The organism is Polymorphospora sp. NPDC051019 (assembly GCF_040683055.1).
Lineage (GTDB): Bacteria > Actinomycetota > Actinomycetes > Mycobacteriales > Micromonosporaceae > Polymorphospora > Polymorphospora lycopeni.
The window spans coordinates 1-12,505 of record NZ_JBFBCH010000023.1; the positions used below are offsets into that span (position 1 = coordinate 1).

General features: G+C 60.5%; 8 protein-coding genes and 2 pseudogenes. 7 read left to right on the forward strand and 3 right to left on the reverse strand.

The genetic code is table 11. The features are described from left to right. Positions 1–218, reverse strand: a pseudogene (locus AB0M79_RS29925) (hypothetical protein); the annotation flags it as partial. A 139-nt stretch (positions 219–357) separates the two neighbouring features. Then, entirely contained in the window at positions 358–495 is a 138-nt protein-coding gene (locus AB0M79_RS29930) for a hypothetical protein (protein ID WP_364220059.1), read from the reverse strand. A gap of 155 nt (positions 496–650) precedes the next feature. Here AB0M79_RS29930 and AB0M79_RS29935 point away from each other — a divergent pair, with 155 nt between their 5' ends. Then, the gene (locus tag AB0M79_RS29935; protein WP_364220062.1) at positions 651–3,038 is read left to right on the forward strand and encodes a hypothetical protein; all 2,388 of its coding nucleotides are present in this window, start codon (positions 651–653) and stop codon (positions 3,036–3,038) included. A gap of 421 nt (positions 3,039–3,459) precedes the next feature. Here AB0M79_RS29935 and AB0M79_RS29940 read toward each other — a convergent pair whose 3' ends face one another. Beyond that, positions 3,460–3,753: a hypothetical protein gene (locus AB0M79_RS29940; RefSeq protein WP_364220065.1), complete on the reverse strand. Its 294-nt coding sequence runs from the start codon at positions 3,751–3,753 to the stop codon at positions 3,460–3,462. A 964-nt stretch (positions 3,754–4,717) separates the two neighbouring features. Between AB0M79_RS29940 and AB0M79_RS29945 the strand changes: the two genes are divergently transcribed. The 6 genes and pseudogenes from AB0M79_RS29945 to AB0M79_RS29970 all read left to right on the forward strand — a co-directional run bounded on the left by AB0M79_RS29945 (position 4,718) and on the right by AB0M79_RS29970 (position 12,230). Further along, positions 4,718–6,061, forward strand: a complete 1,344-nt coding sequence (locus AB0M79_RS29945) for an AAA family ATPase (RefSeq protein WP_364220068.1) — start codon at positions 4,718–4,720, stop codon at positions 6,059–6,061. A gap of 4 nt (positions 6,062–6,065) precedes the next feature. After that, positions 6,066–6,947 (forward strand): hypothetical protein, encoded by an 882-nt coding sequence (locus tag AB0M79_RS29950; protein WP_364220071.1) that lies wholly within the window; start codon positions 6,066–6,068, stop codon positions 6,945–6,947. A 506-nt stretch (positions 6,948–7,453) separates the two neighbouring features. After that, a complete protein-coding gene (locus AB0M79_RS29955; RefSeq protein ID WP_364220074.1) occupies positions 7,454–10,243 on the forward strand; it encodes a DNA methyltransferase in 2,790 nt (929 codons plus the stop codon). Positions 10,244–10,493: 250 nt separating this feature from the next. Beyond that, a pseudogene (locus AB0M79_RS29960) lies at positions 10,494–10,906 on the forward strand (IS5 family transposase); the annotation flags it as partial. Positions 10,907–10,939: 33 nt separating this feature from the next. Next, entirely contained in the window at positions 10,940–11,221 is a 282-nt protein-coding gene (locus AB0M79_RS29965; RefSeq protein WP_364220313.1) for a hypothetical protein, read from the forward strand. A gap of 106 nt (positions 11,222–11,327) precedes the next feature. After that, complete coding sequence (locus AB0M79_RS29970) at positions 11,328–12,230, forward strand: hypothetical protein (protein WP_364220077.1); 903 nt, start codon at positions 11,328–11,330, stop codon at positions 12,228–12,230. Positions 12,231–12,505: the final 275 nt, after the last annotated feature.

Genomic DNA, 12,505 nt, shown 5'->3' on the forward strand with positions numbered 1-12,505 from the left:
GACAGGTCGACCAAGCTGGTCACCGGCCCGCCCGAGCACAGCAGCGCGTCGGTGAGCTCGAACAACGCGTCCGCCCGACGCGGCAGACACTGGTAAAAGTCCCGACGAAACCCGGCCAGCCTCGCTGCTGGACCGGCTGCCGACCCGACCACCGACGTGTCCGGCGTGGGCGTGTCGGGTAACACCACGCCACCCAGGTAGTCCAGAATCGTGGTCACGGCCACCACCTGTTCTGTTCTTCATGTCCTTGCAGGGAACGTGAAGGATCATCAGGCGGTGGCCGGTCTACGTCTCCTCGACACGCCGAGTCCACACAGGATCACCACGGCCCACGGCCGCCGAGGTTAAAGAAAAAGTTTAGAGGTTGAGGTAGTTAAGTAGCCGGTCGATGGCTGCGCGGGAAGCGCCGGCAATCAGGCCGGTGAGGGCGGCGAGGGCGACGCGGATCCTGTTGCTCTGCGGACGGTCGTTGCGGTCGCTGTTGTAGGTGCTCATCGGAAAGTCCTTCGCTCTGGCGGGAACCTGTCGAGCCGGCCGGCTGTGATTCCAGGTTCAGGGCCCACCTGAGGTGCTCCACTCGGTGTCGATGAGTGCCGACGGGCGGTGCCGGTGAGGGCGTGATCACATGTGTGCGGCAAGCTGGTCAGGCGATGGATGCCGACGAGTCCCGACCGGGAATCCGCCGTTCCCGAGCGGTGGAGAAGGAAAACTTGCCCGCAGGGCCGTTGCGGGATCTTCGCGATGCGATCTATCTGCTGTACGTCGAGGCGGACCGGCCGCGGTTGGATGCCCTCGTCCGGCAGATCGCCGAGAACGACGATCTGCCCGGTGCGCCGAAGAAGGACCTGATCAACAAGGTCATCGCCGGTGAGGGGCTCGCGTCGCAGCAGGACACAGTGACAGTCGCCGTCGCTCTTGCCCGGGCCGCCGGCCATGAACCGGTGGCGAGGGTCGGCGAGCAGGTCCGGCAGTTGTGGATCTCCGCGGCCACCGCCGGTCCGGCGAGCTATCACCACACAGATGTCGTTGATCCCTCTGCGCTCGCATCAGGGACCCCCGAGCTGCGACTGGTGCCTGTCACCGAACTCGACCCCTTCGATCTCGAGGTTCACCGAGCCATCACCGCTCCAGGCGAAGCAGGAGCAGCGCTCCCCGAGCTTCCGCGATACGTTCTACGACCGCACGACGGCAAGCTCCGTCAGAGCGTGCAACGTGCGTGCGACGGCACTAGCGAGTTCATCGTCCTCGTCGGTGGGTCTTCGTCGGGCAAGACACGAGCATGCTGGGAGGCGGTCCAGCAATTGCCGTCGCGGTGGAGAGTGTGGCACCCGATCTCGCCGACGCCGGCACAGGCCGTGCTCGATGGGTTGGCGCGGATACCCCCGTTCACGGTCGTCTGGTTGAACGAACTCCAGCATGTCCTGGTTTCACCCGACCCCAGTGTGAGCGAGATAGTGGCCGCTAACTTGCGCGAACTCCTTCGTGATCACAAGCGTGCACCCGTGCTCATCCTGGGAACGATCTGGCCGGAGTACCTCAGCAGGGTCACAACTCTCCCACCTTCAGACAAGGCGGATCTGCACGCACAAGCTCGTATCCTCCTTGCCGGCAACGAGTTGCCGATCCCTGGGCGGTTCAGCCCAGAGGAGTTGGTAGCCGTCCGCGATGCGGGAGACGACGACCCACGCTTGCGGCAGGCCCTGTCCTTCTCAAGGTCTGGCGAGATCACGCAGTACCTCGCGGCTGGACCGGCCATGGTCGAGCGGTATCAAGCTGCCCCCTCCGCAGCTCGAGCGGTTATCGATGCCGCGATCGACCTCCGTCGGTTCGTCGACGACGTTGATTCTCCCCGATCCTTCTTGGAGCACGCCGCTCCCGGATATCTATCAAGCTCCGAATGGCAGGCGGTCAGCGACGACTGGTTGGACCAGGCACTGGCTTTCACGGGCGCCAGGTGCCGTGGTGCATCCGGACTAATGACGCGGCGGAGGCAGAAGCCGACACAAAGGGCGCAGGGCGAAGCGAGCTACACCGTGAGCGACTACTTGGCGCAACGGGCCAGAACCAGCAGGCGTTTCCAGGTCCCGCCAGCCGAGTTCTGGGAGGCGGCCGGCGATCACTTCGCCGACGCCGGAATCCTCGTGTCGCTTGGCTCCGCGGCAGCGAACCGGTGGCGGCTCCGACACGCAGCCATGCTGTTCGAGCGCGCCGCGGAACTCGGGAGCGTCCAGGCACGCGTTCGGCTGGGTGAAATGCACGCTCGATCCCGAAACTCCAAACAAGCCGAACTGCACTACCGGCGAGCAGCGACCGATGGCGCTACGAACGCGCAGATTGAGCTCGCCCGCATTCTCGACGCTCGCGGTGAGATCGATGAAGCCGAACGATGGCTGAGGGTGGCGGCAGGTAAGAACAACGCTAGAGCCCTGCAATTACTCGCCCAGCTTGCTGAAACGCAAGGAGACCATGGCCGCGCGCAACAGTGGCTACGAGAAGCGGTCGAAGCGGCCGGTATCGAGGGAGCACGGCCTCTCAGGCATCTAGCGCGCCTCCGCTCCGAAGCCGGTGACGCACGTGAGGCAACAGAACTCCGTGCGCGCGCAACGAAGGGCGTCCAGGTCTTCACTCGTCGGCCGCTGTGGGACATCCAACAGCGGAGTGGTGGTGCGGACAAAATGGAGCGAAGCCTTCGGCTGCGCGTGTCCGAAGCAGAATCGGCGGGCGGTCTGGGTAACCCGTATGACCTCGCGCTGTTAGCCGAAGTGTGCGAAGACAAGGACAACCGCGACGAGGCAGAAGCTTTTGCTAAGCGTGCAGCGTGTGCCGGAGACGTGTCCGCTTTTCAAAGCCTCGTCGTGGCGCGTGGCAACGGCGGTCACGATCAAGAGGCGGAAAGATTGGCGCGGCTCGCGACGGACGCCGGCGATGGCGATTGCCTGACAATCTTGATCGATGCATATTCCGACGACCCCGGCTGGCAGCGAATTCACCGGTTAGGGCTGGAGCCGGATGGCGGGACGGCCCCGAATTGGTTCTGAGCCAGCCTGGATGTTGTCGTACGGTCGGTCATCGTCCCGTCGCCGCAGGGGCGTAGGTACTGGCCGGATCGATCTGGGCTGTAAAAGTAGACGGTGTCGTCGGAGATCGAGCCAACGCGAGGATGCCCCAGCCATTGGGCTGGGGCATCCTCGATCGCTTACTCGAACGCGAAACTGGCTTCCACGATCAGTGATCAACCGGTCGCGCTGCGAATTTGCAGTTCTGTGACGTGCCCCCGGCAGGATTCGAACCTGCGGCACACGGTTAGGAAATCCTCGGTCGGACAAGGAAATCGAAGCCGCCGCCTACTGTTCCCAGTGGCCAGACTGACGATGCCGTGACCGCCGTTGACCGCTACCGCCCCTCCGATGCCACCCTACGGGCATGCCAGCAACCTCGTTCAGAGCACTTGCGAAGAGATCATCTCCGCTTGAGACGCCAGAATGGCTTGAGGCCGCCATGCCTCTCAACGTGCTCGCACAGCGCCCGCCGGTGGTACCCGCCCGGAACTCCCTCACCAACAGTTGACCAGAACCCCTTCGAGGCGCCCAGATGCCCGCCGGCCGTGTGCCACGCCACCCTCGGGTCCTCCTTGCGAAGGGCCTCCAACCCCGCTGAGGCGAGCCCATTGCGCTGGTACTTCTCAACGGTGTACGGCTTCTCTGCCCATCCCAGCTTGCAGTACGGACACACGAGGTACTCGACTGCGAACACGAAGGCACGGTTCAAGTGCGCCTGCCTGCATCGCCACCCGAAGTACCGACCCGAAACGGTGTCCTGCCAAGGGGTATCGAGGATCGGAAGCTGGCCGACGGTGTACCGCGGGCGCCTATCAATCCGGCCTCGGGTCAGGTGGTACAAAGCGGACCGGAGTGGAGTTCGACCAGGCCGGCGACCAACGTGCGTCGCGGCCTGCTCCCGAAGCTGCCTCAGTGCACCTGGCTCCACAGGGCCATCCATGAACGTCAGGTTAGCTCTCTACCCGACCGGCGCTCCAGGTCGGCTATGCCTACTGCGGCAGCAGGGGATCTGAACCCCTTACACCCACGGTAGCGGCTGGATCAACGCCGATCGGACCAACTACCCACCCTGAGCAGGGAACACACTGCCAACCCTTGCTAACATTTTTCAGCCCCGGTGACGCTCAGTTGTGCCCATTTTGTGCCCGATGACCTTGATCGCTCGCTTCATGTCAGACAACGCTGGCTACCCGGTAGAGTCGCCCCTCTCCCTCAACGGGTGCTGCCGGGGCGCCCGAGGCGAAGCCGAACTGATGCGAGCAAGAGGCGGTGGGCGGGGAGGCCGCACGCCGTGGCGCGACCGACGCCCTGAGTAGACCGCATCGGGGCCACTAGGAGATATCTCGCCCCGAGGAAACGATCATGAGGCGCTGGACAGACCACCATCTTCACTCCTGCCCGACGCTGGCACTCCAGCAAGTAATAGACGTTGCCGGCCCCACCGTCGACCTGCATGTCGACCACTGGCGAACCTCCGACGCGACACGTTGCAAGTCGATCACAGCGCACTTTGCGCAGGCGCTGCACTCAAGTAACGACCCTCGGGGCGGACGCACGTCACAGCAAGTCCTCACTCTCAAAACACAGCCCCTCTTCGCACCTGTATTGATCAGGTGAATCTGGGTAGGATCACAGAGCTAACCAGACACGGAGGGAAAATGCAGCAAATCCGACAGTTTGCAGTACATGGACTCTTCGGCAGCACACTCTCGCACAAGATAGCTTTTCCAAAGGATAGCCGAGTCACCATCATCGCCGGCCCAAACGGCGTCGGCAAGACACACATTCTGCGACTCATGCACGCAATCCTCGACCTAAACATCAACGCGCTGATCCGAATGCCATTCCAAGAGGCATCCTTAAGGTTTGCAGACTCAAAGTCGCTAACCGTATACCGCCAACCCGTCGACAGCGGACTCGGTTGCCACCTGACCTTCGAGGGCACTGGGCCACGAGGCGGCAAGATAGGCAGAACCGAACTAATTACAGACCCCGAGTTTGGAATGTCGCTCGAACGATTCGAGAAGCATGGCACCGCATTTCTCGATCGCGCGACCGGCAATTTGGTTGACGCCGATCTTATCGACGAGTACCTCCGACGAATGCGGGTACGGGAGCGACGACTCAGGACCGCCGGGGGCAACCTACAGAAGACGCTCTTCGATACTGAATTTACCCACATCGACCTCGAATGGCTCGGCGAGATCATCGATAGCGCCAGACCCATCTTCATCGACACAAAGCGGCTGGACACTCCGAAGCCAAAGAGACCAGCCGAGGGGGGCCCAGGCGTCAAATCGCGCATCGATGAATATATTGAGCAAGTGAAGGTACAAGTTGCAGAAGCGCGAAGCGCTTCCCTGGCCGTCACTCAAGAGACCGACCAAAGCTTCGCAAAACGCGTTCTAACGCGATCAAAAAACCTAAAGAACGCCTCCCAAAGCGAGGCCCTTAAACGCCGCTACGAGGACATCGCCGAACGAAGCGCAGAGCTTTACAGAAGCGGACTATCCGAAACCCTAGTCGATGTGCAGTTTCCCTCAAGCACCGTCGACGCCACAGAGACCCGAGTCCTCTCGATTTTCATCGACGACTGGGAACGCAAGCTTGAACCACTCCGCCCTGTCAATGAAAAGCTAAAAACCCTACAAAGGATCGTCAACGAAAAGTTTGTAGGGAAACAACTTCGACTAGATAAAGCGGGTGCACTAGTCTTCGTCGCCAACGACGATAAGTCACTGATACCTGTAACACTCCTCTCATCGGGCGAGCAGCACATCCTCGCCCTGTTCACCATGTTACTGTTCTCTGCTCAACCCGGATCTGTTGTTCTAATCGACGAGCCCGAGATATCCCTCCACGCCGCATGGAAGCACGCCTTTCTAGACGACATAACCGACGTGGCCAACATTGCAGATCTGCAAATAGTCTTGGCAACACACTCAAGCGGCATCATTAACGGCCGGTGGGATCTCGTTCAAGAACTCGGACTTCACAGGTAGATCGGTGACAGCATCAATCAAGAACTTCGACAGAGTAGCTGACCGCATTAGGCAACACAGGCAGGCGGATACTCGACCAATCATCGTCGTTGAAGGTCCCTCGGACTACCGTTTTCTGCGTGCAGGATTCGACGAGGAATACGCCCTATTTCCTGCAAATACCCGCAGTATCGCGCTTGAGGTCACCGAGCAGCTTACGGAATGGCGGCTAACTAACGTCGCCTGCGTAGTCGATCGTGACTTCGATGGGGAAGTCAAGGACAAAGAGGCAGTAGGGGTTCCTGTCTTCGCTTACGAGAATGCCGACCTCGAAGCAATGCTCTCCCACATGGATGCTTTCAGCGTTATGATTTCTGAAATTGGCAGCGAGAAGAAGATCAAGGGTCTGGGAGGGCCAGCACGGCTGGCAGAACTGGTATCTGCGACAGCAATCCCGGTCGCGCGTCTCCGTGCAGCAAACTGCCAAAATGGCTGGGGATTGGCTTTTGATGAGGTCGATCTTGCCAGCAAAATTGCCCTTAATGATCTAACCTTCAACCTGCGCGGATACTGCACTGCGCTCCGCCAGAAGAGTCCGGACTCTCCGCCGCTCGCCACGCTCATTGCAGTAGCTGAGGGTTTGGATCCTACCGTCATAGAATCATCATGCCCCCGTCATTCTTCTCCCTACTACCGAGGACGCGACTTCCTTGCCGTCCTCGGAGTCGCATTGAGACAGCAGGCCGGCTCCTGCCAAAAGGCTGCTACAGACCCAGAACACCTAGCTGGAATTCTCCGTGCCACTGGCTGCAAGGCTATTAAAGGCTCATCCTGGGGAAAGGACCTCCAGCGCTTCATGGGCGATACCTCAGCCCCAAAGAAGGCTAAAATTCCTCGGCCGCGATAGCTGCCGTACAGATGCCTTCCCGTCTGCCGTCGACCCACCTACCGGGGAGCGGGCCAGGGCCAGGGCGCCAAGGTGGAGCGCCCTACCGGACGAACGACCTTGGCGCCCTGGCCCTGGTCTGCTCGGCTTTGCCTGGGTCGACGGTGGGCGGGATGGCCCCATCCCGGAGCCTGAGGCTCGAAGAGCCCTTCCTGTCCTTGAACTGGCAACCAGATGCCCCGGAACCGTCTTCGACTCAGGCGGCCCGGGGCTTTCTGCTATCTACCGTCGCGCCGCCGGCGGGGCTGGAACCGTCGGCGCCGGGAGCGAAGCGGCAAGGCGCCGGCGGCGGGCCGGCAGGCCCGGCCCCTGGTCGGCGGCGCGCGCGGCCTGCGAAGCGGGCCGCCTTGAACCCGTACAGAAAGTTCTCACATCCCCCGATCGGCCGAACGTCCACGAGATCAACCATGACTTGCCGGCCCAGGCGATTGAGGCATCAACCAGCATGGACAGATAGGCTGTGCACCATGACCTTGGTGAACCGGAATGCAGTTGTAGCCTTGGATAAAGCCGAGATGCGGCGACGTGCTCGGCTATTCGCCAAGACATGGGCTGGGGCTAAATCTGAACAATCTGACAAGCAACCCTTCTGGGACGACTTCTTCAAGATTTTCGGGGTACTTCGCCGCCAGGTAGCAACCTACGAGGCGATTGCGAAACGGGCATCCACGGGGCGACACGGATGGCTTGACCTACTACTGCCAGGCCAGATGGCCGTAGAGCACAAGTCGGTCGGCGAATCTCTTCCCAAGGCCATGCAGCAGCTGATCGACTATCTCCCCTCGTTACCCGGAGCGGAGCACCCGTGGCTTGCTGTGGTCTCGGACTTCGCGCGGTTTCAGTGGCAAAATCTTGAGACAGGTGCCGAAGGCTCTTTCACTCTGGAAGATCTCCCCGATAATCTAGAACTATTCTGGTGGCTTGCCGGTTATCAAGTACAGCACCGCGTCTACAAAGACGAGGTTGCTGCGAACCTTGCCGCAACGCAGTTGCTCGCAGATGTTCACGACGCGCTTCTTGCCTCAGGCTATCCAACAGCCGAGGCACGCGAGTGGGTTACACGACTTCTTTTCTGCCTCTTCGCCGACGACGCCGGCGTTTGGGACCGAGGCTCCTTTCATTCGTACTTGGCCCTACACACAGCACCGGATGGCCACGACTTAGGTGATGTTATTGCGCGCGTCTTCCGGGTCCTGAACACCAATCCCGACAAACGCCCACGGAATCTCGATGAAGACCTAGACCAGTTCACATACATCAACGGCGACCTGTTCGCCAATGACCTTTGGCCGGTGACTGGAAGCCCGGACCTGCGCCGGTCGCTCCTTCTTGCATGCGCCTTTAACTGGTCAGTCATATCTCCTGCCATCTTCGGTTCCCTCTTTCAGAACGTGATGACGAAGCGGGAACGACGACAACTAGGAGCGCATTACACTTCAGAACGAGATATCCTCCGCACCATCCGCCCTCTCTTCTTGGATGACTTGGAGACGGAACTAGCCGGCGCGAACAGTGCACCGAAGCTACGCGCATTCCGCGATAAGCTTGCGAGCTTAACCTTCTTTGATCCAGCATGCGGCTGTGGAAATTTCCTTGTTATCACCTATCGCGAAATCCGTCGTCTCGAAACAGAGTGCCTTCGCCAACTCGCCGAAAAGGAGAAGACGACCGGCCAACGGGCTGTCACCCTCGACCTTCTCTGCAAGGTGCGAGTAAATCAGTTCTATGGAATGGAACTTGAAGAGTTTCCCGCACGAATTGCGCGGACAGCACTCTACCTGATGGATCACCTTGAGAATCGGCGGGTATCGGTCGAGTTTGGCGAGCAGTACTCCCGATTCCCGATTCCCGCTTCTCCGCACATTCAGATCGGAAACGCCCTTCGAGAAGACTGGAACGCGGTACTGCCAGCCGACCGGTGCGACTACGTATTTGGCAATCCACCCTTCGCTGGACAGAAGACTCGACAGGCTGACCAGACTTCTGATCTGCGACATGTATGGGGAACGGGGTTCGCCAGGTGGCTCGACTACGTCAGCGGGTGGTACATACTGGCGGCGAACTACATCGCAGCATCAGGCGCACGAGTGGCATTCGTTTCAACGAACTCGGTCACCCAAGGAGAGCAGGTTGCCCGGATCTGGCGGACCCTACTAAGCAAGGGAGTAAGCATTGACTTCGCCCACAGGACATTTGCCTGGACATCGGAAGCGCATGGAAGGGCAGTAGTACATGTCGTAATCGTCGGCTTTTCGAAGGAAGACCAAACGAGGCGTCGACGCATTTTTGAATACCCAGAACTCCGAGGTGAGCCTGAGGTCGAATACGTAAACCATATCAACCCGTACCTGCTTGACGCCCCAGATGTCATCGTCGAGTCGGCCACTACGCCGATCTCATCGACCCTTCCGGCCGTCCAGTACGGCAACAAGCCCTCTGACGATGGCAACCTGATACTCAAACCGGAGGAGGTCCCGCCTCCTGGCGACCCTGCCTGGAAGTACATTCGCCCCTTTGTTGGCGCGCATGACCTCCTCCATAGCGAACAGCGCTTTTGTATTTGGATGGAAACTCCAGATGCCGAGACGGTCAAGGCTTCTGAATGGCTGCGCCGCCGCCTGAGAGCGGTGCAGGATTTCCGCGCAAAAAGCACCGCAGCGGATACACGAAGACTGTCGTCTATGCCATGGCGCTTCTTCCGGGTACCTCAACCCACAAAGCCGTATATCGCCATTCCGCGCCACGTCTCGGAGACCCGAACGTGGTTCACGGTCACCCATCAGCAACCTGAGGTAATTGCATCTGATGCCCTCTTTACGGTGGTAGACCCGGACGGCCTGATATTCGCCGTTCTCTCTTCTAGCATGTTTGCGGCATGGCTAAGAACAATTGGAGGACGCATCAAGAGCGACCTCAGATTCTCCGGACCAATGGTATACAACACTTTCCCATTACCTACGCTTAGTACAGAGCAACGAACCCGCATCATCTCGGCTGGAGTCTCATTGCTTACTGCTCGTAGCAAGTATAAGGACGCATCGCTGGCCGACATGTACAACCCGCTTGCGACCCCTAGTGAGATCGCCGCCGCGCATAGGGAAATCGACCGAGCGATCGACCGAGTCTTCACTCCTCGCGGTCGACCTGCCACCGTTACTGAACGGATGAGAATTTTGTTCTCAGCTTACGAATCCACCATAGGTCACCTAATAACGGCCCCCGCAGTCCGGTCTAGGCGTACTAGCAAGAAGCCCTGATTAGAAGTGTCCTATGGAAGTGAATGTTGAGCAGGCCCGACGCCTCGCAGATGAACGCCTATCCGTGACATTGCCGCACCGGTGGGTACACGTACAAGCGACGGCCGATAAGGCGGCGAGAGTCGGAAGATTCCTTGACGACCAAGAGCGCCGCCTAGGGCGTGTCCTGCCGATCTTGTAGCGGTGGTTCGTTCACGATGTGCCGGTGGTACGTCGTGGCGAGTTGACCGATGAAGCCCGGGCCGTGGTCGTGCCGTTGCTTCCTCAACCGGGAACACGGTCCGGGCGGTGGCGCGATCACCGGCAGGTCATCAACGGGATCTTGTGGAAGCTGCGTACGGGTGCGCCATGGCGTGACCTGCCTGACCGGTACGGGCCGTGGAAGACCTGCCACGAGCGGCTGCGTCGGTGGACGGCCGACGGCACCTGGGAGCGGATCCTGGCCGCGGCGCAGGTACATGACGACGGCACACCCGTGCAGTGGACGATCAGCGTCGACTCCTCGATCGTACGGGCGCACCAGCACGCCGCCGGCGCCCGGAAAAAGGGGGCTCTCCAACAGGTCCGGCGACGCCTGGTGCGCAAGATGGTGAGGCCATCGGCCGGTCACGCGGAGGACTGAGCACGAAGATCCACCTCGCGGTCGATGGACGCGGCCGGCCCGCACTCTGTGCACCCCGCGACCGACTGGATGCCATGGTGGACGGCTGGCTCAACGACCCGGTCGTGAACGCGCTACACGAAGACCTCGGACGACAGTTCCGTGTGCTGCCACGAGAGCAGCAGCTCACCGAACTCGTTCCGGAGCTGGAGAACGCGCAGGCCCGGTACGACCACCTTGCTGGCACCGTCGCCGGAGCGCCCGCCGATGATCCCCGCCGGTTCCGGCTCATCACGATGGGTGACCAGGTGAAGAGCATCCGTGCCCGGATCAACGAACTCAGCGGCAGCGTCCAGTGCCGGCGGTGCGCTGAATGAGATCGATACCTTCTGCAGCCTCAGGCGTCGATGCTTGGACACGGACTTCAGAGTTTCCGACCCGTGGGTTGGCACTGGACGAGCTGTCGTAGGCGATGATGGTCGGGTGTCGAACGTACCTAGCGCCGGGTCGATTGAGCATCGGACGCCGACGGAGGGCACCATCAAGCAGCTCTACGGCACGGCATGGCGGTGTGGCGAGCCAACCTGCAAGAAGCCCCTGTATCGGCTGAACGGTGACACCGGCGAGTACATCCTCAACAGCCGGATCGCCCACATACACGCCCGTAGCCAGGGCGGTGCACGCTGGGACCCGGGCATGTCTGAGGCGGCTAATCGGGACGCGTCGAATTTGATATTGCTGTGCGACACACATGCATGGGAAATTGATCAAACCCCGCAGCATTTCACCGCTGACATGCTCCGCGAGTGGAAGAAGACCCAACTCGCTGAGTATCAGACTTTGCAACGTTCTTGGAGCCTGACTGACGCCGAAGTGACAGACGTCTTCACTGCGTCCTTCACTACGCTGGAAGATCGGCTTCTCAGGGGGATCTGTGCAGCTGCGGAATCTGCCCGACAGGATGAGCGACGCCAACGGCAGCGGTTGCTTATTGCGGACACGGTTCGTGCCGCCAACAACTGGACCGGAGCGTTGCGGACGGCCACCCTTAGCAGCGCAGGCGATCGGTGGAACAAGCGGGCCATCACCGAGTGGGTAGCTGATAATGGTAGTGCGATGGCGAGTGACATGCAGCTCATTAGGTCAAACGTACGAAAGCTCCGCCTCGAGACGAGGCACCCTGATCTGCTAGAGGCGCTCGATGCTGCGGAAACTGCCGTGGGTAGTCCGGAGGTCTTTGACCCGATCTGGCGCGGATCTACTACCAAAGGCGAGGAGCGCTCGGTCATCTACCGGCATCTCAACTACGTTGAACGAGTCTTCCTAAATCTGGAAGAAATCGCGATCAAGATGCTGGCCGACCCTCCACCTAAGGGCACGCCATAGCATGCCGCGCATCCTTCGCTTTTTCTTTAGGATTAATCCCCGATGGTGATGGGCTAGCCTGGCTTGCCATCCTCCTTGCGTGATGGTCGATGTGGACGACATGGTGCGGACCTGGGCTACGGACGACTTTCCGGCAGGCTGCCCAGCCGTTGATCCCGGTACCGCCGGCACGACCGAAGGGGGGGCGGAAGTGGCGGGCTGACGACCGAGCACTCCTGGCCGCGATCGTCTACCTGGTCCAGGCAGGCAGCCACGGCAGGACCTGCCGGGAGTGA

What these genes read in the sequence shown, in the direction of transcription:
- AB0M79_RS29930 (WP_364220059.1), bottom strand. Translation starts at nt 495, where the DNA reads ATGAGCACCTACAACAGCGACCGCAACGACCGTCCGCAGAGCAACAGG.
- AB0M79_RS29935 (WP_364220062.1), top strand. Translation starts at nt 651, where the DNA reads ATGGATGCCGACGAGTCCCGACCGGGAATCCGCCGTTCCCGAGCGGTG.
- AB0M79_RS29945 (WP_364220068.1), top strand. Translation starts at nt 4,718, where the DNA reads ATGCAGCAAATCCGACAGTTTGCAGTACATGGACTCTTCGGCAGCACA.
- AB0M79_RS29955 (WP_364220074.1), top strand. Translation starts at nt 7,454, where the DNA reads ATGACCTTGGTGAACCGGAATGCAGTTGTAGCCTTGGATAAAGCCGAG.
- AB0M79_RS29965 (WP_364220313.1), top strand. Translation starts at nt 10,940, where the DNA reads ATGGTGGACGGCTGGCTCAACGACCCGGTCGTGAACGCGCTACACGAA.